The sequence below is a fragment of the Streptomyces sp. NPDC048521 genome (assembly GCF_043199855.1).
Classification (GTDB): domain Bacteria; phylum Actinomycetota; class Actinomycetes; order Streptomycetales; family Streptomycetaceae; genus Streptomyces.
On record NZ_JBICWR010000001.1, the window covers coordinates 379,052 to 404,232 of the forward strand.

The window sequence follows — 25,181 nt, forward strand, 5'->3', positions numbered from 1 at the left end:
AGTGGGCGGGGACCCAGGTCAGGGGAGAAACCATGCCGCACACGAAGCGCCGTCGCCTCGTGACAACCGCCCTCGCCGTCTCGCTCGGCGCCACCGCCCTCGCCGCCTGCGGCTCCGAAGACGGCAGCAAGGCCGAGTCTGGTCCCGTCTCGCTGACGTACTGGACCTGGACACCCGGCATGGACAAGGTCGTCGACCTGTGGAACAAGGGGCCGGGGAAGAAGGAGAAGATCACCGTCACGGTGAAGAAGCAGGCGTCCGGCGACACGCTGGTCACCAAGATCCTCACCGCGCACAAGGCGAAGAAGGCCCCCGACCTGGTGCAGGCCGAGTACCAGGCGCTGCCGACACTGGTCAGCAACGACGCGCTGGCCGACATCTCCGAGGAAGTCGGCGACGTCAAGGAGAAGTTCGCCGAGGGCGTCTGGCAGCAGACCACGCTCGGCACCGACGCCGTCTACGCGGTGCCGCAGGACATCGGCCCGATGATGTTCTACTACCGCGAGGACCTGTTCGAGAAGTACGGCCTGAAGGTCCCCACCACCTGGGAGCAGTTCGCCGAGACCGCTCGCGCGCTGAAGAAGAAGGCGCCGGACAGGTCCCTGACCACCTTCTCCGCCAACGACTCCGGTCTCTTCGCGGGTCTCGCCCAGCAGGCCGGCGCCAAGTGGTGGACCACCTCCGGCGAGAAGTGGAAGGTCGCGATCGACGACCCGGCCACCCAGAAGGTCGCCAAGTTCTGGGGCGGACTGGTCGAGGAGGGGGTCGTCGACAACCAGCCGATGTACCAGCCGGCCTGGAACAAGGCGCTCAACACGGGCAAGGAGATCGCCTGGGTCAGCGCCGTGTGGGCGCCGGGCACGCTCACCACGGCCGCGCCGGACACCAAGGGCAAGTGGGCGATGGCCCCGCTCCCCCAGTGGTCGCTCGACAGGGACGTCACCGGCAGCTGGGGCGGCTCCTCCACGGCCGTCACCACCGACTCCGCGCACCAGGAGGCCGCCGCCAGGTTCGCGACCTGGCTGAACACCGACCCCGACGCCCTGAACGCGCTGGCGAAGGAGGGCGGTATCTACCCGGCCTCCACCTCCGCCCAGCTCAGCGGCGCCTTCTCCAACCCGCCGGCGTTCTTCTCCAACCAGCCGGACTTCTACACCAAGGCCGCCGACATCGCGAAGACCACGGCGCCCTCCGCCTGGGGCCCGAACGTGAACGTCGCCTACGCCACCTTCAACGACGCGTTCGGCGCCGCCGCCAAGAACAAGTCGGACTTCACCGCCGCCCTGGCCAAGATGCAGCAGGCCACGGTCGCCGACCTGAAGAAGCAGGGCTTCGGGGTTTCTCGGTGACCGGCACGCAAAGCCGGAAGGTGTACGGGGTCAAGGGGGCCCCGTACGCTTTCCTCCTCCCCGCGACAGCCCTCTTCGTCCTGTTCTTCGCGCTGCCCATCGGGTACGCCGTCTGGCTCAGCTTCCGCAAGGTGCACGTCTCCGGCCTCGGCCTCGGGTCGGGTGCCCGCACGGAGGTGTGGGCCGGCTTCGCGAACTACACCGACGCCTTCCAGGACAGCGAACTGCTGCACGGCGCGCTGCGCGTGCTCGGCTACGGCTGCATCGTCGTCCCCGTGATGCTCGGCCTCGCCCTCCTGTTCGCGCTGATGCTGGACTCCGACAAGGTGCGGTTCACCCCGTTCACCCGGCTCGCGATCTTCCTGCCGTACGCCATCCCCGGCGTGGTCGCCGCGCTGATGTGGGGCTTCCTGTACCTGCCGGACGTCAGTCCCATCTACTTCGTGCTCGACCGGCTGGGCCTGCCCCAGCCCGACCTGCTGGACGGCGGTCCGCTCTATCTCGCCCTGTCGAACATCGCGGTCTGGGGCGGCACCGGCTTCAACATGATCGTCATCTACACCTCGCTCAGGTCCATCCCGGCCGAGGTGTACGAGGCGGCGAAGCTGGACGGCGCCACCCCGCTGCAGACCGCGTGGCGGATCAAGATTCCGATGGTGGCGCCCTCGCTGGTGCTGACCTTCTTCTTCTCGATCATCGCGACGCTCCAGGTGTTCAACGAGCCGACCACCCTCAAGCCCCTCACCAACTCCGTCAACACGAGCTGGAGTCCGCTGATGAAGGTGTACCAGGACGCCTTCCACCGGGGCGACATCTACGCGGCCGCCGCCGAGGCGACCCTGATCGCGCTGGCCACCCTGGTGCTGTCCTTCGGGTTCCTGCGGGCCGCGAACCGACGGAACAAGCAGGACGACAGTCAAGGAGCCGCAGGATGAGTACGCTTGCCGTCCGCAAGGCCGCCCCGGCCGCGGGCACCACCCCGGGTACGGCGCAGGGTCCGCCGCTGCGCCGCCGGATCGCCCTGGTCCCGACGATCACTCTGCTGATCGGCGCGGTCTACACCCTCCTTCCGGTCGCCTGGGTGGTGATCGCGTCCACCAAGTCCGGACACGAGCTGTTCTCCACCTTCACCTTCCTGCCCGGCACCGGTTTCACCGGCAACATCAAGGACCTCAACGCCTACCGTGACGGCGTCTACTGGACGTGGATGGGCAACTCGGCGCTGTACGCCGGTTGTGGCGCCCTGCTGTCCACCGCCGTCTCGGCGTTCAGCGGCTACGCGCTGGCGACCTACCGCTTCAAGGGCCGCGAGACGATGTTCAACGTCCTGCTCGCGGGCGTCCTGATGCCGCCGGTGATCCTCGCGATCCCGCAGTACCTGCTGCTGGCGAAGGCGAACCTCACGGACTCCTACCTGTCCGTGCTGCTGCCGCAGGTCCTCTCCCCCTACGGCGTCTACCTGGCGCGCATCTACGCGGCCGCCGCCGTCCCCGCCGACGTGGTGGAGGCCGGGCGGATGGACGGGGCGAGCGAGTGGCGGATCTTCACCCGGGTCGCGCTGCCGATGATGGTCCCCGGCATGGTCACGGTGTTCCTGTTCCAGTTCGTGGCCATCTGGAACAACTTCCTGCTGCCGTACATCATGCTCAGCGACGACGAGAGGTTCCCGCTCACGCTGGGCCTGTACACGCTCCTGGAACAGGGGTCCAACACGCCGGCGCTCTACACGCTGGTGATCACGGGCGCCTTCCTCGCGGTCCTCCCGCTGATCGCCCTCTTCCTGGTCGTCCAGCGCTTCTGGAGCCTGGATCTGCTGTCCGGGGCCGTAAAGTCATGACCATGAGCCATACGGGGGGCCGGCGCAGACCGCCGACGATCCACGACGTGGCGCGCGAGGCAGGCGTCTCGCGCGGCACCGTCTCGCGCGTCCTCAACGGCGGCCACTATGTCAGCCCCGCCGCCCGGGAGGCGGTCGACGCCGCCATCCGCAGGACCGGGTACGTCGTGAACCGGCACGCCCGCTCGCTGATCACCGGCCGCTCCGACTCGGTCGGCTTCCTGCTGACCGAGCCGCAGGAGAGGTTCTTCGAGGACCCCAACTTCAATGTCCTGCTGCGGGGTTGCACCCAGGCGCTGGCCGCGCACGACATCCCGTTGCTGCTCATGCTGGCGGGGACCGAGGACGAACGGCGGCGCATCACGCGGTACATCACCGCCGGGCACGTCGACGGGGTGCTGCTGGTCTCCAGCCATTCCGGCGACCCGGTGGCCGAGGAGCTGCGGGAGGCCGGCGTGCCGCTGGTCGCCTGCGGCAAGCCGATCGGGCTCGGCTCCAAGGTGAGTTACGTGGCCGCCGACGACCGGGACGGCGCCCGGGACATGGTCCGGCACCTGCTCTCGCTGGGCCGGCGCCGGATCGGCGTGGTCACCGGTCCGCTGGACACCCCCGGTGGTGTGGAGCGGCTCGCCGGGTACAAGGAGGTGCTCGCCGAGGCGGGCATCGAGGCCGACGAGCGGCTCGTCGTCTCCGGCGACTACAGCCGGGCCAGCGGTGAGGCGGGCGCGGAGCGGCTGCTGGCGACGGCCCCGGACATGGACGCCGTGTTCGTCGCCTCGGACCTGATGGCGCAGGGCGTGCTGGCGGCGCTGCACCGGGCCGGGAAGCGGGTGCCGGACGACATCGCTGTCGGCGGTTTCGACGACTCGCCCGCCGCGACCGCCGCCACCCCGGAGCTGACCACGATCCGCCAGCCCTGGGACCGGATCAGCAACGAGATGGTCCGGGTGCTGCTCGCCCAGATCGGCGGTGAGGACCCGGCGGCGGTGATCCTGCCGACGGAGCTGGTGCGCCGGCAGTCGACGTGAGCGGGCAGGCCGGTCCGGTCGGCGTTCCCCCGGCCTGACCCGCCCCGTCTCGGGCCGCGTACCGCTCCGCCGGACGCCGGGTGATCTGTGGCGCCGGCAGGGCGTCGCCGGTACCGGTGAGCCGCCGGCGCGCCGGGGGCTCCGGCGTCCTTGAGCAGGAAGCCGGCGGCACCGATGGCGAGGGCCTCGTACACGTACCGGTCGGCGTCGTAGAACCCGCCTTCGGGGGTGTCCGCCGCAACCGGTCAGGATCGAAGAAGCCGCGGTGGGCTCCCCGGCCCTAGCGTGAGAGCACCGACGGGGAACCCGTCGGGTCACGCACCTCAGAAGGAGTGGATCCCATGACCGCCGCCGGCGTGCAGACGATCATCTACCCCGTCAAGGATCTGGCGAAGGCCAAGCCCCTGTTCACGGCCCTGCTGGGCGTCGAGCCGTATGCGGACGAGCCCTACTACGTCGGGTTCAAGGCCGCCGGGCAGGACGTCGGCCTCGACCCGAACGGGCACGCCAAGGGGATGACCGGGCCGGTGCCGTACTGGCATGTGACGGATCTCGAGGAGCGGCTGGCGGCCCTGCTGGAGGCGGGGGCCGAGCTGCTCCAGGGTGCGCAGGACGTCGGCGGCGGCAGGCTGATCGCCTCGGTGAAGGACCCGGACGGCAACCTGGTGGGACTGCTCCAGGACGCGCCGGCCTGAGGCGCACGCGGAGCCGCCTGCGCACAGCACTAGTTGCACACTCAACGAATGGCCGGATCGGTGCTACGGTGCGGGTATGGCAGTCAAGACGGCCGATGCCCGGCTCGAGGAACGGTGGCGGGGCATCCTCTCGGTGCACGCGCGCACGATGTGCGAGATCGACCGGGCGCTGCACCCGCACGGGCTGGGCGCCAGCGACTTCGAGGTGCTGGACATCCTGGCGTCCGAATCGCCCGGCGAGGGCGACCAGTGCCGGGTGCAGAACCTCGCCGGACGGGTCCATCTCAGCCAGAGCGCGCTGTCCCGGCTGATCGGCCGGCTGGAGAAGGACGGTCTGGTGGAGCGCTCGGTGTGCGCGGAGGACCGGCGCGGGGTGTGGGTGGCTCTCACCCGCAAGGGCCGCGAGCTGCACTCCGAGGTGCTGCCGGTGCAGCGGGCGGTGCTCCAGCGCATGCTGGCCGAGCAGGAGCGTTAGAGCAGCAGCTCGGCTCCGTCCGGCAGGACCTCGACGCCTTCCCCGGCGACACGCGCGCGTGCCGGTGAGGCGGGGTCGAGGAGCGGGTTCGTGTGGTCGAGGTGGGTGTAGATCCGGCGTACGCCCAGGTGGCGGGCGAGCGCCGCGAGGGTGCCGTCCGGTCCCGTGACCGGCGCATGGTCCGTGGCCGCCGGTCCGGCACCGGCCCGCACCGCCGTGCCCGGCCCGTCGGCCGTGAAGAACGTGCCGTCCAGCAGCACGCAGTCGGCCTCGCCGCACAGCTCGTCCAGGGCAAGGCTCCAGGCGCCCACGCAGGGCGCGTACAGCAGCACTCCCCCGCCGGCCAGGTCCTCGATGCGGTACGCCGTCGCCCACGGGCCCCCGGGCACCCGCGCCTGCGCGTACCGGGGGATCTCCGCGTCCGCCGGATGGGCGGTGACGACCAGCCCGCCGGCCGGCACGAAGCCGCCGTCGGCGAGTCTGTCCACCCATTCCCAGGATGCGTAGTGGTCCGGCGCGGCCGGTGCCGGGGCCAGCACGCCCCGCACCGGCGGCGCCGCGTACACCTTCAGGCCCGCCGCCCCGCGCAGCTCGGCCAGGCCGGTGACGTGATCGGCCTCGGCGTCGGTGAGCAGCACACCGCGCAGCGGGGTGTCGCGGGGCCCGGGTCCTGGCCGGAGGGCAGGGGTGGCGGCGAGCTGGGTGCGCAGGTCGGGCGAGGCGTTCAGCAGCAGCCAGTCGCGGCCGTTGCCCGTGACGGCGGCGCACTCCCGCGTCCGGGAGGGCAGTCGGCCGTTCCGGGCGGCGGCGCACAGCGCGCAGGCGCAGTTCCACCGCGGGACGCCGCCCCCGGCGGCGGTGCCCAACAGGACGACCCTCACGGCCATCGGCTCCTTCGCGCTCGCCCGGAACTGTCTCCCGCCGGGGTCTTCCTGCGGGGTGCTGCCCACAGGTACGGCGGCGCCGCGGCACGGCCGTGGGCGATCGCTCGTGAGCCGGGTCGAAGCCGGTCCAAGCCGAGTCGCCTGCCGTGTGTTCTCCGGTGAGCGGGAGATCGCCCAGGAGTGGGCGGACGCGGTGCCGCTCACTCCCCGGCGGGTCAGCGGGCCAGCAGGGTGCGTACCCCCTGAGAGGTGAGGGTCAGGGCGTGGGACGAGCTGCCGTCGATGGCGAGGGAGAGGTTCTCCTCGGGCCACTGTGAGGCGAGCGCGCCCAGCGGGATCAGGCGGTAGCGCGAGACGAACGGCAGCAGCTCGGCCATCTCGCCCTCCGAGGTGAAGACCGGGACGACCTGGTCGCCACCGGGCTGTTCCAGGACGGGCAGGGCCACCGTGCCGGCGTCGGCGCCCTCCCCGTCCACCGCGTCGTCCGGCACCGGGACGAGCACATCGGTGTGGGCGAGGGTTTCCAGGGCGGCCTGGTCCTCGGCGTTCACGGTCAGCGCGTCCAGCGCCTGCTGCGCCGGCGTGGGCAGGTCGTCGTGTGTGGGTGTCTCCATGGCACATCCCCTGGTAGCGGCGGTCGTACGGGCCACCCGGACGGTTGCCGGCCGGGCGTGCTCCCGCCTCGCGTACCCGGTGGGGTGCGGGGCATGCGTGAGGATCGGCGGGAGGTCCGGTGACCGGCCGATGGAAGACGACAGGCCGATGCGGGACCGCACAGGGTGAGAACGGACCAGCAGTGGTGATCGCCGCCCACGCGCCCCCGCCCGGGTACGGCCTAGCGTGGCCGCATGCCGATGCAACCCTGGTTCCGCGACGCCAAGCTGGGCATCTTCGTCCACTGGGGCGTCTACGCGGTGGACGGAGTCCCGGAGTCCTGGTCCTTCTACACCGGTCAGGTACCCCATGAGCAGTACATGAGGCAACTGGACGGCTTCACCGCGTCGCGCTACGACCCCCGCGCCTGGGCGGACCTGTTCGCCCGCGCCGGCGCCCGGTACGCCGTGCTCACCGCACGCCACCACGACGGTGTGGCCCTGTGGGACAGCGCCCACGGCGACCTGAACGTGGTCCGCCGGACCCCGGCCGGGCGGGACCTGATCGCCGGGTACGCCGACGCGCTGCGCGAGCGCGGCCTGAAGGTGGGCCTGTACTACTCGCACTCGGACTGGAACCACCCGCACTACGCGAGCACCCGGCACCCCGACCCGGGCGAGGAACCGCCGAACCCCTACGCGCACGCCCGGCCCGGTGAGGAGGACCCGGTGGCCTGGGCGCGGTTCCTCGCCTACCGCGACGGCCAGATCGGCGAGCTGGTCGACCGGTTCCGCCCGGATCTGCTGTGGTTCGACGGCGAGTGGGAGCGCACCGAGGAGCAGTGGGCGCTGGATGCACCGGCCGCGCGGATCCTGGCCGGGAACCCGGACACGATCCTGAACGCGCGCATGCTCAGCCACGGCGACTACGCCACGCCGGAGCAGGGCGTGCCGCTGCAGGTCCCCGAAGGGCCCTGGGAGTTGTGCCTGACCGTCAACGACTCCTGGGGCTTCCAGCACCAGGACCACAACCACAAGTCGGTGCGCCAGCTCGTGCGCTACTTCACGGAGACGATCGGCGCGGGCGGCAACCTGCTGCTGGACGTGGGCCCGCGCGAGGACGGCACGATCCCGGCGGAGCAGGCGGAGCGCCTGGAGGGGCTCGGGGCGTGGATCGCCCGGCACGCCGAGGCCGTGTACGGCACGGTCGCCGGGCTGCCTCCGGGGCACCACTACGGCCCGAGCACCCTGTCGGCCGACCGGCGCACGCTCTACCTGGTCTGCTTCGACGTGCCGCGCGAGACGGTGTCCGTGCGCGGGCTGCGCAACCGGGTGCGCAGGGTGACCGTGCTCGGGACGGGGGCGGAGCTGGGCCATCGGGTCACCGGCGGGCTGCACGAGGTGCCGGGTGTGACGTGGCTGGACGCTCCGGCCGCCGGACACACGGACGAGTACGCCACCGTGCTCGCCGTGGAACTCGACGGGGAGCTGGACCTCTACCGGGGGGCGGGACGGGCCTGAGGCACTCCTGGGTGGCGCGGACGGCGCCCGGCAGGGAGCCGCGGGCGGGCTCACCGGCGGGTGGTCTCAGCCGAAGGCGAGGCTCAGCCGGAAGTGGCCGGGGTCGAGGAGAGCGACGGCGTGCTCGGCGAAGGAGTCGTCGGCCGTCCGGCTGGTGCGCTGCTCGTCCGTGGTCGGGCCACAGCCCGGCCCGCGCTCGTACGACACCACGGTGCCGTCCGGGACCAGTTCCCGGGTCCGCTCCACGCACACGAACTCGTCCTTCTCCAGGCCGAGTTCCGCGGCGAGGGCGCTGTCATGCGTCTCGCGTACGGCCAGGGTCCGCGCGCTGGTGGCCGCGCCCCGCACGGCCAGGGCACGCGCCCGGCCGAGCCGGTCGTCCGGCGGGCGGCCGTCGAAGAGGACGGAGGAGCCCTTGCCGATGCGGATGGTGATCAGGCCCTCCTCGGACAGTTCGGCGAGGGTCGCGCGGACGGTCGTACGGCTGACGCCGAACCGCCGGGTGAGGGCGTGCTCGCCGGGCAACCGTTCCCCCGCCGGGCGGCGTCCGGCGCGGATCTCGCGGGCGAGGATGCGGCTGATCCGCTGGTGCTTGAGGGGGACGCCGGTCATGGCCCGGCCTCCGCGAGCAGGTCGGCGATGGTGGTGACCCGGATCAGCGGCCGGTACAGCTCCATGAGCTGCAGCGCCTTGAGGTGGGAGTCGTCGTCCACGCCCGCGCAGGCGTCCGCCACGACCAGCACCGGCGTGCCGGCGTCGGCGGCGGCCAGGGCGGTGGACAGCACACAGCAGTCGGTGCTGACGCCGGCCAGGACCAGACGGTCGTCCGGCCCGAGGCGGGCGGCCAGTTCCGGGGTCCATTTGCCGAAGGTGGTCGCCTCCACGACATGGCCGGCCTGGGCGGCGAAGTCATCGGTGAGTTCCCACAGCCCGGCGTCCGGGGGCTGGAGGGCGAAGGGCCACTGCGCGTAGTAGGCCCGCCAGGCGCCCGCCGGCTCCTCGGGGGCCAGGAAGCGGGTGAAGGCGACACGGCCGGCGAAGGCCGGCAGGAGGCTGCGTACGCCCGCCGCCGCGTCGGCGTAGCGGGGCGTGGCCCACGGGCTGGCGGGGTCCGCGAAGACCCGCTGCATGTCGATGACGGCGAGGAGGCCGGGCACGCCGGTCATGTGCTGTGCGCCTCCTCGTCGGGGGCGGTGCTCGGCGCCTGGGCCTCCTGTTCGCGCACCCGGCCCCGGCCCAGCAGCAGGGTGCCGGTGAAGGCCAGGGCCAGCGCGACCAGGACACCCAGGTTGGCGTACGCCCACGCGCCGGTCTTTCCGCCGAGGCCGAAGGGCTCCAGGAGGTAGCCCTGCCAGGTCAGCCAGTCGGCGGCGGTGTTGGTGACCAGCCCCCAGCCGACGGCCGTGGCGGCGAGCGTGAGCACCAGGGGCGGCAGGGGGATGTCGCCGTAGCGGCCGTGCGGGCGGTACAGGTCGCCGTCGTCGTAGTCGCGGCGGCGCAGGGCGAGGTCGGCGAGCATGACCCCGCACCAGGCGGCGATGGGGACGCCGAGCGTGGTGAGGAAGCCCATGAACTGGCCGAGGAAGTCGCCGGCGAAGAACACGATGTAGATCGAGCCGGCGATCATCAGGAGGCCGTCGAACAACGCCGCCAGGTAGCGGGGCACCCTCAGGCCGGCCGAGAGCAGGGCCAGACCGGAGGAGTAGATGTCGAGGACGGCGCCGCCGACCAGCCCCAGGACGGCGACGACGGCGAACGGCACCAGGAACCAGGTGGGCAGGATCGTCGTCAGCGCGCCGATCGGGTCGGCCGCGACGGCCTTGCTCAGGCTCTGCGAGGAACCGGCCAGCAGCAGTCCGAAGACCAGCAGGAGCAGCGGGGCGACCGAGGCGCCGAAGGCGGTCCAGCCGATCACGCCCCGGCTCGACGAGCTCCGGGGCAGATAGCGGGAGTAGTCGGCGGCGGCGTTGACCCAGCCGAGACCGAAGCCGGTCATCATGAACACCAGCGCGCCGATGAACTCCTGGGCGGAGCCCGCCGGGACAGCGCTGACCGTGCTCCAGTGGATGTGGTCGGCGACAAGGCCGACGTAGACGACGGTGAGCACGCCCGTGACCAGGGTGATCCATGTCTGCAGCCGCATGATCAGGTCGAAGCCCATGACTCCGCCGACCACGGTCAGCGCGGCCACCACCAGGAGCGCGACCGCCTTGGTCTGCGTGCCGCCGCCCCAGCCGAGCCGGCTGAAGACGGTCGCGGTGGCCAGGGTGGCGAGTGCGGTGAGGACGGTCTCCCAGCCGACGGTGAGCATCCACGAGATCACGGACGGCAGCCGGTTGCCGCGTACCCCGTACGCGGCCCGGCTGAGCACCATCGTGGGCGCCGAGCCGCGCTTCCCGGCGACGGCGATGAAGCCGCACAGCAGGAACGAGACGACGATGCCGAGCACACCGGCGGCGAGGGCCTGCCAGAAGGAGATGCCGAAACCGAAGGCGAAGGCGCCGTAGCTGAGGCCGAGGACGGAGACGTTGGCTCCGAACCAGGGCCAGAACAGCATGCTCGGGGTGCCCTTGCGTTCCGCGTCCCCGATCACGTCGAGTCCGTGCGTCTCCACCTGCATCGGACGGCCGGGGGATCTGCTGTCGAGCGGGTCCTGCGGATACGCCATCGCCGCGCCACCTGCCCCTACCTGTCCAGAGGTGTCCGGTCACGCTAGGCCGGGGGTCGGAGAGCGTCAAGGGCGCCCGCCCGCGCGGCGGACGCGCCGTGGGTCAGCGGTCGAACTCCTCCTGGATCGGCGTCTTCGGCTCTTCCCTCAGGTGCTGGGAGAGCCCGGGCTTGCCGCCCTGCCGTGCCTGCTCCGCCCGCTGCGCGGCGGTGTGGCCGAGGTCGGAGTCCGGGTCCACCCGGACCGACCGCGCCACCTCCTCACGGCCGGGGTACTCCTCGGCCGGGATGCCGCGCAGGGCCTTGACGACCTCGTCCGACGCACCCGCCTCACGTGCGGCCGTGACCAGTTCGTCCTTGCCGGCCGGGTAGGACACGTCCTTCAGGGCGTCCAGTACCTCGGGGACGCTGGTGTGGGCCATGGCAAACCTCCTCCTTGCGCTGTCTCCCTCACTGCTCCTCTGCCTCGTCCCGGTCGCCGCCCGTGGCATCGGTGTCCGGGCCTTCCGCCTGGGTGGGAGTGGTCCGCGGCGGCTGTTCGATCTCCTCCGCCTCCTCCTCCGGTTCGCCCTCGGCCTGGGAAGGGGTGTACTCGCTCATCGGGGCCTCCCACCCGTGTCCGTGCTCGCTGTCGAAGCCTCCGAGTACCCGCCCGCCCCGGGCCCCATCGCCTGTCGGAATCCGTGAATCCGCTTCCTGGCGGTGGGTACCTGACCAGTCCGGCGCAGCATGCGGCGCCGGCGACATGACCGTCTCACCGCCTGGAGGAACCATGGCGGGTATCACCCCTCCCGATCTGCAGAAAGCCCTGTCCGGCGCGGAGTACCCGGCCGACTCGGCCCAGCTGCGGAAGGTCGCCGAGAAGAACCACGCACCCAAGGAGGTCACCGAGCGGATCTCCCACCTCGGGAAAAAGGAGTTCCAGAACCCGGCCGAGGTCAGCAAGGCCGTCTTCGAGAACGAGTGACGACCGACCGGACAGCACGGCGGCCGAGCCGGCAACGGCTCGGCCGCCGTGTGGCTTGTCCGCCGCCCCACTGCTCGGCCGTTTCGGCGCCTGGGGAGCGGCGACCACACCAGAGGTGACATCCATCACAGCGGCGTCGGCGACTAAGCGTGCCGCTTAGTAGACGACCCTCCCTCGACAAATGGGATTTGTCCGGCTTGCCGTGCACGCGAGCCGCGTCGCGAGCGACGGCGCGCCGACCGCTCGGCACCCCGCCGCATTCGTCGCGGTCCACGCGTTTCTGACGACCCGCCAGGGTTTGCGCAAACGTCGCTTACGCGAAGTCGGCATCTCTCGATCCGCCTGGCAAGGGCCCTGACAGTCTACGAGCCCAGGTAGTAGAAAGGGCCCTTTGCACTCACTGTGAAGCCGTCCTGAAAATGAGCGCTCGGCGATCAGCAGTGAGGTTGACGTATGGGCCAGCACCGCAAGACGAAGCACTACCGGCGGATAGTCATCACCGCCCTCGCCATCGGAGCCGTGGGCGTGCCAACCGCCGCCCTGGCCTGCTCCGACTGGCCGTACGGCGCGGAAGACCAGGCGTACGCCCCCGTGACGAGCGCGCCCGTGGCGCAGTGGCAGCACGTCCCCAGGCATCACCACCGCAACGTCCCCGTCCCCGCGACACCGCGGACCAGCACCCCGACCCAGCCGCCGGCCACCACTCATCCGCGCGCCGCGAAGACGGCCACGCCCCAGGAGCCAGAGCGGACCGCGGCTCCCAGCGCGCCCCGGGCCACCGCCTCCGCGTCCGCCGCCCCTGTCGCGCCGAGCGCACCGAAGCCCACCGCCACGGCGTCCGGGGTCTCCGCCGAGATCGTGCGACTCGTGAACGCCGAGCGGGCCAAGGCCGGTTGCCAGGCCTTGACCCTGAACTCGACGCTGACCGAGGCCGCCCAGGCCCACAGCGCGGACATGGCGGCCCACCAGAACATGTCGCACACCGGATCCGACGGGTCGTCCCCGGGTGACCGCATCACGCGTGCCGGGTACGTCTGGAGCAGCTACGGGGAGAACGTCGCCTACGGTTACGCCACGGCGGAGCAGGTCATGGCGGGCTGGATGTCCAGCCCCGGCCACCGGGCCAACATCCTCAACTGCGGGTTCAAGGAGATCGGCGTCGGTCTCGCGCAGCCCAACAGCTACTGGACCCAGGACTTCGGCACGGCACGGTGACGTGCGGCGGCCCGTTCAGGAGAGCGGGTCGGGCGCTGATCGGGGAGCGGGCGACGTCAGGCGCTGTTCGGGCGGGCGGCGCGGCGCTGGGAACGCTCGGTGAGCCCGCGGTACGCCGCGCCGAGCACCGCCGCCTGGAACAGGGCGCTCACGACGAGGGCGACCCATATGAGCGGGCCCGGCAGGAAGAGGAACAGCCACGACGTCGGGGCCGTGACCAGGAACGCGCATACACCTGCGAAACCGGGGTCCCCGAACAGCACCTCGGCCTCGATCCAGGCGAGGACGCCGGCCACCACCGCCAGATAGCCGAGGGCGGCCGGATTGAGCAGGTAGTGGCGAACCGCCGCGCGGAAGGAACGCCGCGAACCGGTGGAGTCCTGCGAGCTGTCCATGTCCAACCTCCTGTGATGGTCTGCGGTGTCCACGGTCCCGCGATCCGGCGACGGCGACCTGAGTAGCCGTACTCACGTTCGCGCGCGTGGGTACCCAGGTCTGGCCGGACCCGGGCAGCGGCGACGCACACCCCGGCGGCGGTACCCGGCGGCGTGGCGCGCTCCGGCCCGGCCCGGTGCGCGGCGAGGATGGCGCTCGGCGAGGAGAGACGGCTGGGAGGCGGCCATGACGGTGAACCGTGTCGGCCTGGTGGTGCACGGCGGACGTGTCGAGGCCGTGGCCGCCGCGCGGGCCGTGCGCGAGTGGTGCGACGAGCATGGCGTGGGATGTACCGACATCGACGTGTGGCAGCAGGGCGAGCGGCACAGCGCCCGCGAGGAGGTGGACACCGCGGGCGATCCGGACCTGATCGTCACCCTCGGCGGCGACGGCACCTTCCTGCGCGGTGCTCGGCTGGCGGCCGTGAACGACGCCCTGGTCCTCGGGGTCGACCTCGGCCGGGTCGGCTTTCTGACGGAGGTCCCGGCCCCGGCGGTGCGTGCGGCGCTGGACGCGGTGCGGGAGGAGCGGATCACCGTCGAGAGCCGGATGCTCCTCACCATGCGGGCGTCGTGCCGCCTGGAGGTGCCCGCCCAGATGGAGGCGCTGCTGCGGTACGGCCGTGGTCCACTGCTGCCGCCGCCCCGGGTCCGCACGGAGTGCGAGGCGGGCAGTGACTGGGGCGTCGCCCTGAACGTGACGGCGCTGAACGACGTCGTCCTGGAGAAGCTGGCCCGCGACCGGCAGGTGTCGGTCGGGGTCTATCTGGCCGGCCGGCTCCTCGCCAGCTATTCCGCGGACGCGCTGCTGGTGGCCACGCCGACGGGCTCCACCGCGTACAGCTTCGCCGCCGGCGGACCGGTCGTCTCGCCGCGCGCGGAAGCCCTGATCTTCACGCCGGTCGCCCCGCACATGGTGTTCAACCGCTCGGTCGTGGCCGCCCCCGACGAGCCCATCGCCCTGCGGGTGCTCGACCGGTCCGGCCAGGCAGCCGTCAGCATCGACGGCCAGGTGCGCGGTGTGCTGAGCCCCGGGGACTGGATCGGCGTGTACGCCGCTCCCCGCAGGCTCAAGGCGGTCCGGCTGGGCCCGACGGACTTCTACGGCCGGCTGCGTGAGCGCATGAACCTCACCGACGCGCCGGCCGCGCTCGCCGACGGGAGCGCCGCCCCGCTGTGGCCGGTGACCACTCCCCCACCCGGCGACCTCGCGCACCTCGCCCTGCCCCCGGCACCCGACGACACATCATGGCTCCCTTGAGGCGTACCCGGCCTGCGCGGGGGGCCGCAGTGCCCGAGGCCGGTGCTCAGGGCACGGCCGGGACGAGGACCGGGGACCTCCAGGAAGGACTGCCGGCGCAGCCGGCCGTAGCGCTCGCCCCAGGCGCCGGAGTCGAGGGTCCTGACGCAGCCGTTCGGTGGACTGCCGTTCCGATCGCCGCGTCGAACGAGTCGTCGGCGATAGGCCGCGGTGCGCGGCGTACCCGCCGCCGATCCGCCCGTAGTCCGCGTCGCCGGCGCTTCCGTCCGCAGGACGCGCTGTCATGCGCGTCCTTTCCGCACAGTGGTGCCGTCCGTGGCGCGCAGGGTACTCCGGAGCTGCTCGAAGGCGGTGGGGCGTGTCCGCCGGGCCAGGAAGTCCCGGATGCGCAGGGCGCATTCCTGCGGAGACAACAGGCTGGTGTCGATGTCCAGGTCGTGCGCTCCGTGGGCGTGGACCTGGTCGTACTGGAGCGCGGCCAGCCCAGGCTGCCGGTCTCCGCGCTCGCGTTCACGCCGCTCCAGCTCGGGCAGCGGACAGCGGACGCCGATCAGGACCGTGTCCTCGGGCACCAGCAGATCGAGAAGGTCCAGCAGGCGCCAGCGGCGGCTCAACGGATGGTCCACGACGAGGTTGTTGCCCGCTGCGGCCATCCCGGCGACGGCGCGGTGGAAGCCCTTGACCGTGCGGTCGATCTCGTCCTGCAGATCCTCGTCGGCGATGGGGTGACGGCAGCGCATGGCGTGGAAGGCGTCGACCGGCATGTGGAACCAGATTCCGTCGAGCACCTCGAGCAGGGCCCGGGCGATGCTGGACTTGCCGGAACTGGACGTGCCGTTGAGCAGGACGACGGTGCCGCCGGCGGGAGTTCCGGGGATGCGCGCGTGGCCGAGGTCGGCCGAAGTCCACTGAGACAGCACAGGCTTCCCTTCTCCCCGACCGCGTTCCCCACGGGAACCTACTGGGAGACAGCGGGACCCCGTCAAACGGTTTGTCCCCTTGATAGGTGTCAGGGACCCGGCGACCCGTCCGGTGTGGTCAGGCCGGTGGCAGCGGGCGGAGGGCCAGCAGCGCGATGTCGTCCGTGGTGTCGGTGCCGAGTCCGATGACCAGCTCGTCGCAGAAGACGTCGAGCGGGGCGCGGGCCAGGGCCGCGGTGTGCTGCCGCAACCGGGCCATGGCTTCGTCCAGGGATTCCCCGCGGCGCTCGATGAGACCGTCGGTGAACATCAGCAGGGTGGAGTAGGGCGGCAACGGGTCACAGCCCGTGACCCGGGACAGTCCGGGATCCACGCCGATCAACGGGCCGGCCCCCGCGTCGAGGAAGCGGGTGTCGCCCTCCTGCGTGGTCAGCAGCGGGGGCGGGTGCCCGGCCGAGCAGTGGCGGAGCTGCCACGGCCCGCCCCGCGGGCCCTTGATCACGGCGTACACGCACGTCGCGGTGGCGTGCGGATAGAGGGTCTGACAGGCGAGGTCGAAGCGGTGCACGACCTCCGCGGGAGGTTCCTGGCGATCCACGGCTATGCCGCGCAGCAGGTTCCGGAGCTGGCTCATGGCGACGGCCGACTGCAGATCGTGTCCGGTCACGTCGCCGATGACGAGGGCGGTGTCGCCGGTGGGCAGGGTGAAGGCGTCGAACCAGTCCCCGCCGACCTGGGCGTCGGTGCTGGACGGGGCATAGCGGGCGACCAGTTCCAGGCGGTCGATGTCCGGAAGGTGCGGCAGCAGCGCGCGCTGCATGCGTTCGGCGGTGCGCCGGGTGTGCTGGTGCAGGCGGGCGTTGTCCACGCCGAGCGCGATGCCGCGGACCAGGTCGGAGACGAGCGGCAGATCCTCGTCGGTGAACGGTGGCTCGTCGCGGACACGGATCATGGTCAGGGCGCCGAGGACCTCCCGGCGGGCCCGCAGCGGGGCGATGATCGCGCTACCGGCTCTCAACTGCTCGAACAGCTGCTGCTGGCTGTCGTCCAGCGGGCTCCCGGGCCCCACCGATGAGGAGACGTCCGCGAGCCGCAGCGGGCCCGCGCCGCGCAGCACCCGGGGCAGCGGTCCTCGGGTCTCCTCGGACATCGGCGGCAGCGTGCCCAGGTACACACCGGGTATCAGCGCTTCGGGCCTGCGGTGGACGACGCAGACCCGCTCCACCCGGCCCTGCTCGCCCAGCAGATCCACCACGCACCAGTCGGCGAGCTGCCGCGTCAGCACCTGGCACACCCGGTGCAGCCCCTCCTTCAGATCCAGGGTGCTGGTCAGTGCGCTGGTGGCGTCGGCCAGCAGCGACAGCCGTTGCAGGGCAGCGCCGCCATGGGCCGCGCCGCCGGTGTGCCGCGCCCGTTGCCCGGCGGTCGGCAGTCGCACGGGATGGGGCTGCGGTCGTGCCCCGTGATGACCGGCGTCGGCGCCGCGCGGCGACAGGGCCGGAGCCGTCGCCGCACCCAGCTGGGCGACGAAGACGGTACGGCCGTCGACGGACTCCTGGGTCTGGATCCGCAGGCGGACGGGAATCAGCCGGCCGTCACGGTGCAGAGCGGGCAGCGGGAGGGAACGGCCGAGAATCCGGGGCTGTCCGGTGAGCAGCAAGGACCCGAAGGCCGCGACGTGCCGTTCCCGCAGGTGTCCGGGGATCAGCGCGGTCAGCCGGCGTCCGACGAGGTCGTCCGCCCGCCAGCCCAGCAGGTGCGCCGCGGCGGTGTTCACCGCGATGATCCGGTTGCCGTCGTCGGCGGCGATCGTCGGGACGGTACTGGCCTCGATGTCCGCGGCGTCCCACGGCGCCAGCTCGGTGGAGGCGGCACTCGGTGCGCTCGGGACCAGCGTCCAGGCGGTGGGGTGGCCGCCGGAGAGCTGGCCGACGATCTGATCGAACATCCAGCCGCGGAAGGCCCTGACCTGCGGGAGCGCCGGAAGGGTGAGCAGGCTTCCCTCCTGGGCCGCCGAATCGGCCGTGTCGAGGACCATGCGCAGGCCGACCACGGCCGGGGTGGCGTCCGCCGGGAACGCCACCCGCAGAGAGAGCGTGGAGCTGTCGCGGACCTCTTCCGCGATCGCGGCCGTCATGCACGCGCTGATCAGGTTGCTCATGTCGTGCGCGGTGACGAGATCCTGCCGCCGCAGGTCGCCCAGAGTCCCGCCGAAGGAGACGAGAGTCAGCTCGCGCAGAAGCGCCTCCCGGTGCTGTTGCGCTGCCGCGTACAGCGCGTGGGGCAGGTCGACAAGGGTGACGGTCACCGTACGGCCGGACGGCGCAACGGCCTCCCACGCGGGCGACGGCGGCACGGAGGCTTCGGACCCCAGTTCGAACCACACGGTCTTACGGCCGTCGCCGATGTGGACGCCGTGGCCGGAGGCCAGGTCCGCCACCAGTGCCAGGCCCCGTCCGGTGAAGGCGTACGGACGGCATGCGTGCGGGGTCGGTGCGCGGTCCGGCCGCTGATCACTGACCCGGACGTGCACCCGGTCCTCGGTGGCCTCCGCCTGGACCTCCACCTCGGTGCGCGCGTGCAGCACCGCGTTGGTCACCAGCTCCCCGGTCAGCAGCTCGGCGGTCTCCACGGCATCCGGCGCGGCACCGCGCAGCGCCGACCGCACGAACCGCCGGGCCGACGCGACACTCTCCGGCCGCGGAGGCAACCGCCACGTCGCCACCTCCAGCGGCCCCATGCCACCCATACCGACACCGTGTACCCAGGAATACCGGACGAAAAGGATCCTATGGGGTGGGAGGGAGTGGGGGGTGGGGGTGTGGGGACGTCGCCACCGGCCTCCGCAGGGCCGATGCTAGGTTCGCCACGCGGCGGGGACGACGAGGAGGTGCTCGCCGTACGTGCCGTTCCCCGTGAGAACGGGAATCCGCGACCCGCACCCCGTAGCAGCCGCAGGAGGAGCAGACACGTGACCAGCCGCGTCACCTTCGTCTCGCCCGCGACGAGCCCGTCGCTGCGGCAGGCCCGCTTCTACGACGGCGACTCGATCGACGACGCCGGTGCGGCCCGCGCCCGCTCGGCGGCCGGGACGCTGCCCGCGTACGCCGGGGTCACCATGTCCCCGAGCGTGCGGTGCCGGGAGACGGCGGCGGCGCTCGGCCTGGACGGCGGGGAGACGCCGGAACTGAAGGGTCTGGATGTGGGCCGTTGGCGGGGCCGCACCCTTGAGGAGGTGGGGGCCACCGAGCCGGAGGCGGTGGGCCGTTGGCTCGCCGACGCCGGCTGGTCGGCACACGGCGGGGAGTCGGTGCAGGACGTGTGCGGGCGGGTAGGGCGCTGGCTGGACATCGCGCAGGGCACGGACGGCCGTACGCTCGCCGTGGTGGAGCCGGAGGTCGTACGGGCCGCGGTCGTGCATGTCCTGGGCCTGCCCGCGGCTGCCTTCTGGCGGCTGGACGTGCCGCCGTTGACGGCCACGGAACTCAGCGGACGGGGCGGACGCTGGAATCTGCGGCTCGGGCAGCCCCTGGCCGTGCCGGGCACCTCCGCGGCGCGCTGAGACCGTGCGGGCGCCGTGGCTCGGGATGCCGCGTCCCGTGACGGCAGTGAGGGCGACCGCCGCACGCCCCCGAGGTGATCCGGCGTGGTCGGGCAGGTCTGGCCACTCGGTTCTGCCGCTGCTCGGCTCGGCGGTGCCCGGCTGATCGGTCGGTGCCCTGTGCCCTGTCCGGGTCCGACCGCGGCGGTGCCCGGAGAGCGCGAGAGGCCCCTCGGATGGTTCCGAGGGGCCCGCTCGTGTCCCAGGACCGCTCAGTTCGAGGCGGGAACCGTGCGCCCGGTCGGTGCCGTCGTGGGCTCGGGGTTCAGCTGCCGCTCGGCCAACTCGCCGAAGAGCAGGCCGAATCCGGCCCACAGGACGCCCTGGACGGCCAGTGCGGAGAGGCGGAACCGCCACAGCAGGGTGGCCGGGAAGTCCTGCGGCACCTCGTTGACGACGGGCAGGAACGCGTAGGCCACCCCGATCGCGAGGGCGAACGCGGCGACCGCGACCACGGTCGCCCACCAGGTGCCCAGAGCGGGCGCCAGCCGCTTGCCCAGGAGGGTCGCGGCGACCGCGAGGAGGACGCTGAGCAGCATCATCAGGAAGTACAGGGTGGTCCGCTCGCCGATGGTGTCGGGGTCGCCGACCGACGGCGGGTTGGCCGGGTACTTCAGGAAGGGGACCACGTACACGGCGAGCAGCGCGCAGCCGGACAGCAGCAACGCGGTCGCCCGCGGGCCGAAGCGGCCCACGCGGCCCAGCGCGAAGCAGAAGGCCAGCGCGGCGATGCCGCCGAAGGCGACCCCGTAGACGAGGACTCCGGTGGCGAGACCGGCGGTGGACTGCAGGGAGCGGGAGACGACCTCCGTCTCGTGCTCGTGGGAGTGGGCGTCCTCGAAGCCGATCGCCTTGTCGACGTTCGGCTCGCCGAGGAGGTAGGAGACGATCAGGGCGAGCACACCGGCGGCGAGGCCGGCGAGCATGCCCCGCACCAGGAGGTTTCTGACCGTTGCGGAGTTCATGGGCGAGTGGCGTCCCTCGCGTCAGTGGCAGGGGAAGCCGAGCAGGTGACGGGCGTCGTGCACCCACTCGTGGACGTCCGTGCCGCTGAACACGGAGGTGGCGCCCTGCTCGGCGCCGACGAAGTAGAGCAGGACCAGCATCAGGATGCCGAAGAACACCGCCCAGGGAGCTATCGCCTGCAGCGGCAGCTTGGCGGGGATGGCGGGCGTGGTGGCTGTCGGCTGAGCGACGGTCTGCGCCATGGCAGAACCTCCTCCGGGAGTTCGCGTCCCGTCTCGGTGGTGCACTGGACGACGGCCACGGGTCTGACTCGCGTGACGCCTCGAGAGGCATCTCGCACACAGTGGCGCGACCGTGCCGGATTCCCACCGGCTTCCGTCTCGCCGTCGTCGATATCGGACAGACCGTACCGCGTGGCATGCACCCCGCCAAGACCGCGCCGGCCGGCGTGATCTTGATCTCGCGCCAGGCGGCCGCCGCCGAGCGGCGTCGTGCCCGGTGCGGACGTCATGCGGGGCCGCCCGGCGTCGCGGTCAGGTACCGCAGGCGGTCGCCAGGGGCAGTGCGCGGGCGATGAGCAAGGCGACGTCGTCATGGTCGGCGGGGTGCCGCAGCCGCCGCAGGAGCCGGTCGCAGGTCTCCTCCGCGGAGCGGAACGGCGGTGACAGCTGGCGCAGGAGGTCGTCCAGGCGTTCGTCGATGGGGTCGTTGCGGGTTTCGACCAGTCCGTCGGTGTAGAGGACCAGCTGGTCGCCGGGTCGCAGGTCGAGGGTGGTGGCCTCGAAGGGCACACCACCGACTCCCAGCGGAATGCCGGTGGGCAGGTCGAGGAGTTCGGGTGGTCTGCCGTCCCGCACCAGGACCGGGGGCAGATGGCCGGCGGAGGCCACGTGCAAGCGGCAGTGGTGCGGGTCGTAGACGGCGTAGACACAGGTGGCGATGTACGGCTCGAGACCGCGAATGATCTTGTCGAGGTGGGTGAGGATCCGGGCCGGGTCGAGGTCGAGGTCGGCCAGGGTGGAGGTGGCGGTGCGCAGACGGCCCATCGCGGTCGCGGCGGGGATACCGCTGCCCATGACGTCGCCGACGGTGAGGGCGGTGCGGTCACCGTCGAGCGGGATGACGTCGTACCAGTCGCCGCCGACCTCGCTGAAGGCCTGGGCCGGCCGGTAGCGGGCGGCGACCTCGAGACCGGGGTGACACGGCGAGAGCTGGGGAAGCAGGCTGCGCTGGAGGGTTTCGGCGGCGCTGCGGATGTGCTGGTGCAGGACGGCGTTGTCGATGCTCAGCGCGGCGGACGCGGCCAGTTCGCAGGCGAGGGTGAGGTCGTCCTCGTCGAACGGCAGGGGGTTGCGGGCCCGCGCCAGGCCCATGACGCCGATGACCTGTCCGCGGGCGATGAGCGGGACGGCCATGTCGGTGTGGACACCGGCCCGGGCGAGCAGGCGGGCGGCCTCGGGGCCGGCGGCGATGCGGGCGAGGTCACTGCTGTCCAGGTGGGTGACCAGCTGGGGGCGGCGGGTGCGGATGCAATGGGACGCCGGATGGTCGGCGTGGTAGACGGTGAGGCGGCCGGGCGGCACGATCGCCTGAGCGGCGTCGGTGGGGTAGGCGGTCTTCACCGCCAGCGCGCGGAACATCGCCGGGCCCTCGCCCACGTCCGTGCGGCCCGTCTGCAGCACGGAGTCCAGGAGGTCCACGGCGGCCAGGTCGGCCAGGTCGGGCACGAGGACGTCGGCCAGTTCCTGTGCGGTCCGCTCCACCTCCAGGGTGGTGCCGATGCGGGCCGAGCCGTTGGCCACCAGGCGCAGGCGCTGCTGAGCCCGGTCGGCCTTTCTCGCCGTCTCGTACCGGTCGGTGACGTCCACCACCACGGTGGCGAGGCCCAGCGGCTGCCCGTGGTGGTCCTCCAGCCGGTAGAACGACACCGCCCACGCGTGATCGCGGTCGGGGTCGGCGAGAGTACGGCCCACCACCTGCTCGTCCACCACCGGGACACCGGTCTCCAGGACCTTCCGCATCGCGGCCTCCGCGACCAGGAAGCGCGGACCCGACAGGACCTCGCGGAAGGTCCGGCCGACGTGGTCGGCCTCCGGGACTCCGTGCATCGACGCCAGAGCCGGATTGACGACCACGTACCGCAGGTCGGTGTCCAGGACGGACAGCCCGATCGGGGCCTGGGTGATCAGCCGGGTGGACAGCGCCACGTCACGCTCCACCTGCCGCAGCGTGGACCGGTCGGTGGCCAGCCCCAGGGCGTAGTGGTCGCCGATGTTGTCGGTGAGCCGCATGTTGCGGAACTCGACCATCCGGGTGCTGCCGTCCCTGTGCCGGACGGGGAACGCCCCCGCCCAGCCCCGGCCGGTCTCCATCACCTCGGCGAACAGCCTGATCGCCGCCTCCTGGTGTTCGGGGTGGAGGAGCAGCGGCGCCGCGTACTGCCCGACCGCCTCACCGCGGGCGTAGCCGAACAGTTCCTCGGCCTGCGGACTCCACATGTCGATCCGGCCGTCGGCCTCCAAGAGCACCGCGGCGACACCCAGCAGGTCCATCAAGCCGCTCGGGCCGGACTCCCCACCCTCCGGCCGATGCTCCGGCTCCGGACACTGCTTCGCTCGGCTCATCGCACTCGCTCCTTCCACCCGCCGACCTCACCGGCGCACCCGCCTCGGCGCGCAGAGCAGGTGAAGCGGTCTCCCCACAGGTCAGCAGCCCCGTCCACGATGCGGCACGGGAACTACCGCGGCCAGGGGGGCGTGCCGGGGAGAACGCCGCGCCCGAAGCCGGTCCCCGCATCCCGGGCAAGCCTCACACGGTCCACACTGTGCTCACCTCACTCCTGGGGTCATCACTCCACGTCTACCCCTCATCGGTCGTCGTCGGCGGCCATGCCCTCACGCCCGGCGAAGGTGCAGGCGACGGCGGGGGGTGCTCGTGCTCATCGGGTCTTTTCCGTACGGGCCGGGGTTCGCGCCGGCACGGCGGGGGCTCTCCGGCTCGCGGGCGGCGCACGGTCCTCGACGGAGGACGAGCCCGTTTCCGCCGTGTCGTGGCAGAGCGCCTGGTCGGGGTCTGCGGGGCAGATCGGCGACGACGATCCCGGCGACCTCGTACCCGTTCTCGTACGGCTCGCGGGCGGCCGGATCGAGGAGTCCGAGTTCGCTGTCGTGGTCCATGCGTCCAGTATTGGAGCGGCGCGAGTACGGCGCGCGGGGCGAGGGTGGCCCGGCTGCACCGGGTCCGGCCGGCCGGGGCCGCCTGCCGGCACTCCGCGGACTCCGCTGACGCCCTTGACCGCCGGCCACTGTGGCCGTGCGCTCCGCGCACCCTCTCGGCCTGCACGGCGATCCCCGCCCGCCATAACCGGCTTGACGGGTGACGAATGCGCCGGCAGTGGTACCCGGCACGGAGCTCTGCGGTCACAAGATCAAGGCAGGCGCCTACCGCGCGCAGGCGAAGATCGCACACACGGCAGCCGACGCTGTCCGAGGTGCGGGCCAGGACCGGCTTCCTCCTGCGGCAGACGCGCAGCCTCGGGGCGGCGCGCGTCAGTCGGACGGCGCCCGCAGCGAACCTCTAGCCCCGGTACGGGTCACCGAGCGGAAGCCAGGCGTCGGCACCGTGGATGCCGAGGTCTCCCACACCGTCGCAGAGGGCCTCGACGACGGCGAGGACAGCGGTGCGGACATCGCTCCGGCGCCACACCAGCGACCAGGTCCAGTAGATCTCCGGTGCTACGACCGGGCGTCGGACCAGGTCGGGTGGCAGCGGAGTGCTCTGGCCCTTCGGGGAGTTGACGACCGGCCGGCCGCTGCGGCGGACGTGCTCGAAGAAGGCCGGGCCGGTGATGCCGTTGTCGGAGATGCGCATCGCGCGGGCCCCTGTGTCCCGGGCCAGCCGTTCGGCGTAGGTGTTCCAGGACGACCACGAGGTGGTGTCGTCGTCGAGGAGGACGACGGTGTCCCGGGCGGCCACCTCACCGGTGTCGTCACCCGTGGCGACGGCGTAGAGCCGGTCGGCACCGATGAGCCGGGCGTGCAGGCCGTACTCCTCCAGGTCCTCGGTCCGCACCCAGCACACGGCGAGGTCCAGGCTGCCGTCGGCGACCCGGGCGGCCTGGGCGTGGGAGGGCGCCACCCAGGCGTCGATGTGGAGTTGGGCCACCGCGGAGGTGCGGGCGGTCAGGTCGGCCGGGAGCCAGTTGACATAGCCCAGGCGTACCGGCTCCGAACCGGAGAGTCGGCGGGCGCGGTGCCGGAGGTCGTCGGCCTGTTCCAGCAAGGCGCGCGTGTGCGGGAGCAGGGCGGAACCGGCGGCGGTGAGGGAGACCGAGCGGCGGTCGCGGTCGAACAACCGCACCCCGAGGTCGCGTTCGAGGGCCTTGATCTGCTGGGACAAGGACGGGCCGGCGATCAGGAGGCGCTCCGCTGCCCGGCCGAAGTTCAGCTCCTCGGCGACCGCCACGAAGTATCGAAGTTGGCGCAGCTCCACGCCCGCCATGCTACGTCCGGTAGGAGGCCCCACCTACCAGACGTGAGGAAGCCGGTCGTGGCATACGGCTCGGTGGCAGAGCACGATGAGGACGTGGCCGCCGACGGCGTACGACCGCACCGCCCCTCGGCGGATTCCGGTACTCCCGATGGCGCGACCGCCCGCCGTCCGCACGGAGCGGGCCGCGATCAGCGCCCTCGGCGCTCGTCCCGGTCCGCCCACCGGTCCCGGCGCACGCCACGATCCCCGGCCTCGGCTTCCGGTCCTGGCCGGACAC

At 72.3% G+C, this 25,181-nt stretch carries 26 protein-coding genes and 1 riboswitch; of the genes, 11 read left to right on the forward strand and 15 right to left on the reverse strand.

Annotated elements, in window-relative coordinates; translation table 11 throughout:
- Window positions 1–32 precede the first annotated feature (32 nt).
- The 6 genes from ACGFRF_RS01765 to ACGFRF_RS01790 all read left to right on the forward strand — a co-directional run bounded on the left by ACGFRF_RS01765 (window position 33) and on the right by ACGFRF_RS01790 (window position 5,384).
- Window positions 33–1,349 (forward strand): ABC transporter substrate-binding protein, encoded by a 1,317-nt coding sequence (locus tag ACGFRF_RS01765; protein WP_393736136.1) that lies wholly within the window; start codon window positions 33–35, stop codon window positions 1,347–1,349.
- The gene (locus tag ACGFRF_RS01770; protein ID WP_393736138.1) at window positions 1,346–2,284 is read left to right on the forward strand and encodes a carbohydrate ABC transporter permease; all 939 of its coding nucleotides are present in this window, start codon (window positions 1,346–1,348) and stop codon (window positions 2,282–2,284) included. Before ACGFRF_RS01765 ends, ACGFRF_RS01770 begins: the two co-directional genes overlap by 4 nt.
- Window positions 2,281–3,186 (forward strand): carbohydrate ABC transporter permease, encoded by a 906-nt coding sequence (locus tag ACGFRF_RS01775; RefSeq protein WP_393736140.1) that lies wholly within the window; start codon window positions 2,281–2,283, stop codon window positions 3,184–3,186. Before ACGFRF_RS01770 ends, ACGFRF_RS01775 begins: the two co-directional genes overlap by 4 nt.
- Window positions 3,183–4,214 carry a LacI family DNA-binding transcriptional regulator gene (locus ACGFRF_RS01780; protein ID WP_393736142.1) on the forward strand — a complete coding sequence of 344 codons (1,032 nt, stop codon included), beginning with the start codon at window positions 3,183–3,185 and terminating at the stop codon, window positions 4,212–4,214. Before ACGFRF_RS01775 ends, ACGFRF_RS01780 begins: the two co-directional genes overlap by 4 nt.
- A 341-nt stretch (window positions 4,215–4,555) precedes the next feature.
- Complete coding sequence (locus tag ACGFRF_RS01785) at window positions 4,556–4,909, forward strand: VOC family protein (RefSeq protein WP_393736144.1); 354 nt, start codon at window positions 4,556–4,558, stop codon at window positions 4,907–4,909.
- A gap of 76 nt (window positions 4,910–4,985) precedes the next feature.
- On the forward strand, window positions 4,986–5,384 hold the full coding sequence (locus ACGFRF_RS01790) for a MarR family winged helix-turn-helix transcriptional regulator (protein ID WP_393736146.1): 399 nt from the start codon (window positions 4,986–4,988) through the stop codon (window positions 5,382–5,384).
- Here the strand turns inward: ACGFRF_RS01790 and pqqB are convergent.
- Window positions 5,381–6,265: a pyrroloquinoline quinone biosynthesis protein PqqB gene (gene pqqB / locus ACGFRF_RS01795; RefSeq protein WP_393736148.1), complete on the reverse strand. Its 885-nt coding sequence runs from the start codon at window positions 6,263–6,265 to the stop codon at window positions 5,381–5,383. The genes ACGFRF_RS01790 and pqqB overlap by 4 nt on opposite strands.
- Window positions 6,266–6,483: 218 nt before the next feature.
- Window positions 6,484–6,882 carry an SseB family protein gene (locus ACGFRF_RS01800; protein ID WP_393736150.1) on the reverse strand — a complete coding sequence of 133 codons (399 nt, stop codon included), beginning with the start codon at window positions 6,880–6,882 and terminating at the stop codon, window positions 6,484–6,486.
- A gap of 234 nt (window positions 6,883–7,116) precedes the next feature.
- Between ACGFRF_RS01800 and ACGFRF_RS01805 the strand changes: the two genes are divergently transcribed.
- Entirely contained in the window at window positions 7,117–8,382 is a 1,266-nt protein-coding gene (locus ACGFRF_RS01805) for an alpha-L-fucosidase (protein ID WP_393736152.1), read from the forward strand.
- Between the two features lie 66 nt (window positions 8,383–8,448).
- Here ACGFRF_RS01805 and ACGFRF_RS01810 read toward each other — a convergent pair whose 3' ends face one another.
- The 5 genes from ACGFRF_RS01810 to ACGFRF_RS01830 form a co-directional block, all read right to left on the reverse strand.
- On the reverse strand, window positions 8,449–8,994 hold the full coding sequence (locus ACGFRF_RS01810) for a GntR family transcriptional regulator (protein ID WP_393736154.1): 546 nt from the start codon (window positions 8,992–8,994) through the stop codon (window positions 8,449–8,451).
- Entirely contained in the window at window positions 8,991–9,548 is a 558-nt protein-coding gene (locus ACGFRF_RS01815; RefSeq protein ID WP_393736156.1) for a cysteine hydrolase family protein, read from the reverse strand. The genes ACGFRF_RS01810 and ACGFRF_RS01815 overlap by 4 nt, the downstream gene beginning before the upstream one ends.
- Entirely contained in the window at window positions 9,545–11,050 is a 1,506-nt protein-coding gene (locus tag ACGFRF_RS01820; protein ID WP_393736158.1) for a purine-cytosine permease family protein, read from the reverse strand. The genes ACGFRF_RS01815 and ACGFRF_RS01820 overlap by 4 nt, the downstream gene beginning before the upstream one ends.
- Window positions 11,051–11,153: 103 nt before the next feature.
- Complete coding sequence (locus ACGFRF_RS01825; RefSeq protein ID WP_393736160.1) at window positions 11,154–11,471, reverse strand: DUF2795 domain-containing protein; 318 nt, start codon at window positions 11,469–11,471, stop codon at window positions 11,154–11,156.
- 28 nt (window positions 11,472–11,499) lie between these two features.
- Window positions 11,500–11,649, reverse strand: a complete 150-nt coding sequence (locus ACGFRF_RS01830; RefSeq protein WP_393736162.1) for a hypothetical protein — start codon at window positions 11,647–11,649, stop codon at window positions 11,500–11,502.
- A 172-nt stretch (window positions 11,650–11,821) separates the two neighbouring features.
- Here ACGFRF_RS01830 and ACGFRF_RS01835 point away from each other — a divergent pair, with 172 nt between their 5' ends.
- Together ACGFRF_RS01835 and ACGFRF_RS01840 are read left to right on the forward strand one after the other, a co-directional pair.
- Window positions 11,822–12,016, forward strand: a complete 195-nt coding sequence (locus ACGFRF_RS01835; RefSeq protein ID WP_393736164.1) for a DUF2795 domain-containing protein — start codon at window positions 11,822–11,824, stop codon at window positions 12,014–12,016.
- Between the two features lie 453 nt (window positions 12,017–12,469).
- A complete protein-coding gene (locus ACGFRF_RS01840; protein WP_393736166.1) occupies window positions 12,470–13,231 on the forward strand; it encodes a CAP domain-containing protein in 762 nt (253 codons plus the stop codon).
- A 56-nt stretch (window positions 13,232–13,287) separates the two neighbouring features.
- Here ACGFRF_RS01840 and ACGFRF_RS01845 read toward each other — a convergent pair whose 3' ends face one another.
- Window positions 13,288–13,626: an SCO4225 family membrane protein gene (locus ACGFRF_RS01845; RefSeq protein WP_393736168.1), complete on the reverse strand. Its 339-nt coding sequence runs from the start codon at window positions 13,624–13,626 to the stop codon at window positions 13,288–13,290.
- Between the two features lie 226 nt (window positions 13,627–13,852).
- Between ACGFRF_RS01845 and ACGFRF_RS01850 the strand changes: the two genes are divergently transcribed.
- Window positions 13,853–14,926 (forward strand): NAD(+)/NADH kinase, encoded by a 1,074-nt coding sequence (locus tag ACGFRF_RS01850; protein WP_393736170.1) that lies wholly within the window; start codon window positions 13,853–13,855, stop codon window positions 14,924–14,926.
- A 281-nt stretch (window positions 14,927–15,207) separates the two neighbouring features.
- Here ACGFRF_RS01850 and ACGFRF_RS01855 read toward each other — a convergent pair whose 3' ends face one another.
- The gene (locus ACGFRF_RS01855) at window positions 15,208–15,843 is read right to left on the reverse strand and encodes an AAA family ATPase (RefSeq protein ID WP_393737090.1); all 636 of its coding nucleotides are present in this window, start codon (window positions 15,841–15,843) and stop codon (window positions 15,208–15,210) included.
- A 121-nt stretch (window positions 15,844–15,964) separates the two neighbouring features.
- Window positions 15,965–18,595 carry a SpoIIE family protein phosphatase gene (locus ACGFRF_RS01860; RefSeq protein ID WP_393736172.1) on the reverse strand — a complete coding sequence of 877 codons (2,631 nt, stop codon included), beginning with the start codon at window positions 18,593–18,595 and terminating at the stop codon, window positions 15,965–15,967.
- A gap of 222 nt (window positions 18,596–18,817) precedes the next feature.
- On the opposite strand from ACGFRF_RS01860, the gene ACGFRF_RS01865 reads away from it, so the two are divergent.
- Complete coding sequence (locus tag ACGFRF_RS01865; RefSeq protein WP_393736174.1) at window positions 18,818–19,408, forward strand: histidine phosphatase family protein; 591 nt, start codon at window positions 18,818–18,820, stop codon at window positions 19,406–19,408.
- 251 nt (window positions 19,409–19,659) lie between these two features.
- Here ACGFRF_RS01865 and ACGFRF_RS01870 read toward each other — a convergent pair whose 3' ends face one another.
- The 5 genes from ACGFRF_RS01870 to ACGFRF_RS01890 all read right to left on the reverse strand — a co-directional run bounded on the left by ACGFRF_RS01870 (window position 19,660) and on the right by ACGFRF_RS01890 (window position 24,913).
- The gene (locus ACGFRF_RS01870) at window positions 19,660–20,412 is read right to left on the reverse strand and encodes a CbtA family protein (protein WP_393736176.1); all 753 of its coding nucleotides are present in this window, start codon (window positions 20,410–20,412) and stop codon (window positions 19,660–19,662) included.
- Between the two features lie 21 nt (window positions 20,413–20,433).
- Window positions 20,434–20,655, reverse strand: coding sequence for a CbtB-domain containing protein (locus ACGFRF_RS01875; RefSeq protein ID WP_393736178.1), 222 nt, complete (start codon window positions 20,653–20,655; stop codon window positions 20,434–20,436).
- Window positions 20,656–20,691: 36 nt separating this feature from the next.
- Window positions 20,692–20,836, reverse strand: a riboswitch (cobalamin riboswitch).
- Between the two features lie 110 nt (window positions 20,837–20,946).
- Complete coding sequence (locus ACGFRF_RS01880; RefSeq protein WP_393736180.1) at window positions 20,947–23,037, reverse strand: SpoIIE family protein phosphatase; 2,091 nt, start codon at window positions 23,035–23,037, stop codon at window positions 20,947–20,949.
- A gap of 270 nt (window positions 23,038–23,307) precedes the next feature.
- Window positions 23,308–23,589: a hypothetical protein gene (locus ACGFRF_RS01885; RefSeq protein WP_393736182.1), complete on the reverse strand. Its 282-nt coding sequence runs from the start codon at window positions 23,587–23,589 to the stop codon at window positions 23,308–23,310.
- Between the two features lie 400 nt (window positions 23,590–23,989).
- Window positions 23,990–24,913: a LysR family transcriptional regulator gene (locus ACGFRF_RS01890; RefSeq protein WP_393736184.1), complete on the reverse strand. Its 924-nt coding sequence runs from the start codon at window positions 24,911–24,913 to the stop codon at window positions 23,990–23,992.
- Between the last annotated feature and the right edge of the window lie 268 nt (window positions 24,914–25,181).

What these genes read in the sequence shown, in the direction of transcription:
- ACGFRF_RS01845 (WP_393736168.1), bottom strand. Translation starts at nt 13,626, where the DNA reads ATGGACAGCTCGCAGGACTCCACCGGTTCGCGGCGTTCCTTCCGCGCG.
- ACGFRF_RS01800 (WP_393736150.1), bottom strand. Translation starts at nt 6,882, where the DNA reads ATGGAGACACCCACACACGACGACCTGCCCACGCCGGCGCAGCAGGCG.
- ACGFRF_RS01820 (WP_393736158.1), bottom strand. Translation starts at nt 11,050, where the DNA reads ATGGCGTATCCGCAGGACCCGCTCGACAGCAGATCCCCCGGCCGTCCG.
- ACGFRF_RS01775 (WP_393736140.1), top strand. Translation starts at nt 2,281, where the DNA reads ATGAGTACGCTTGCCGTCCGCAAGGCCGCCCCGGCCGCGGGCACCACC.
- ACGFRF_RS01860 (WP_393736172.1), bottom strand. Translation starts at nt 18,595, where the DNA reads ATGGGTGGCATGGGGCCGCTGGAGGTGGCGACGTGGCGGTTGCCTCCG.
- ACGFRF_RS01835 (WP_393736164.1), top strand. Translation starts at nt 11,822, where the DNA reads ATGGCGGGTATCACCCCTCCCGATCTGCAGAAAGCCCTGTCCGGCGCG.
- ACGFRF_RS01810 (WP_393736154.1), bottom strand. Translation starts at nt 8,994, where the DNA reads ATGACCGGCGTCCCCCTCAAGCACCAGCGGATCAGCCGCATCCTCGCC.
- ACGFRF_RS01815 (WP_393736156.1), bottom strand. Translation starts at nt 9,548, where the DNA reads ATGACCGGCGTGCCCGGCCTCCTCGCCGTCATCGACATGCAGCGGGTC.
- ACGFRF_RS01880 (WP_393736180.1), bottom strand. Translation starts at nt 23,037, where the DNA reads ATGAGCCGAGCGAAGCAGTGTCCGGAGCCGGAGCATCGGCCGGAGGGT.
- ACGFRF_RS01830 (WP_393736162.1), bottom strand. Translation starts at nt 11,649, where the DNA reads ATGAGCGAGTACACCCCTTCCCAGGCCGAGGGCGAACCGGAGGAGGAG.
- ACGFRF_RS01870 (WP_393736176.1), bottom strand. Translation starts at nt 20,412, where the DNA reads ATGAACTCCGCAACGGTCAGAAACCTCCTGGTGCGGGGCATGCTCGCC.
- ACGFRF_RS01850 (WP_393736170.1), top strand. Translation starts at nt 13,853, where the DNA reads ATGACGGTGAACCGTGTCGGCCTGGTGGTGCACGGCGGACGTGTCGAG.
- ACGFRF_RS01780 (WP_393736142.1), top strand. Translation starts at nt 3,183, where the DNA reads ATGACCATGAGCCATACGGGGGGCCGGCGCAGACCGCCGACGATCCAC.
- ACGFRF_RS01885 (WP_393736182.1), bottom strand. Translation starts at nt 23,589, where the DNA reads ATGGACCACGACAGCGAACTCGGACTCCTCGATCCGGCCGCCCGCGAG.
- ACGFRF_RS01825 (WP_393736160.1), bottom strand. Translation starts at nt 11,471, where the DNA reads ATGGCCCACACCAGCGTCCCCGAGGTACTGGACGCCCTGAAGGACGTG.
- ACGFRF_RS01790 (WP_393736146.1), top strand. Translation starts at nt 4,986, where the DNA reads ATGGCAGTCAAGACGGCCGATGCCCGGCTCGAGGAACGGTGGCGGGGC.
- ACGFRF_RS01840 (WP_393736166.1), top strand. Translation starts at nt 12,470, where the DNA reads ATGGGCCAGCACCGCAAGACGAAGCACTACCGGCGGATAGTCATCACC.
- ACGFRF_RS01765 (WP_393736136.1), top strand. Translation starts at nt 33, where the DNA reads ATGCCGCACACGAAGCGCCGTCGCCTCGTGACAACCGCCCTCGCCGTC.
- ACGFRF_RS01785 (WP_393736144.1), top strand. Translation starts at nt 4,556, where the DNA reads ATGACCGCCGCCGGCGTGCAGACGATCATCTACCCCGTCAAGGATCTG.
- ACGFRF_RS01875 (WP_393736178.1), bottom strand. Translation starts at nt 20,655, where the DNA reads ATGGCGCAGACCGTCGCTCAGCCGACAGCCACCACGCCCGCCATCCCC.
- ACGFRF_RS01890 (WP_393736184.1), bottom strand. Translation starts at nt 24,913, where the DNA reads ATGGCGGGCGTGGAGCTGCGCCAACTTCGATACTTCGTGGCGGTCGCC.
- ACGFRF_RS01805 (WP_393736152.1), top strand. Translation starts at nt 7,117, where the DNA reads ATGCCGATGCAACCCTGGTTCCGCGACGCCAAGCTGGGCATCTTCGTC.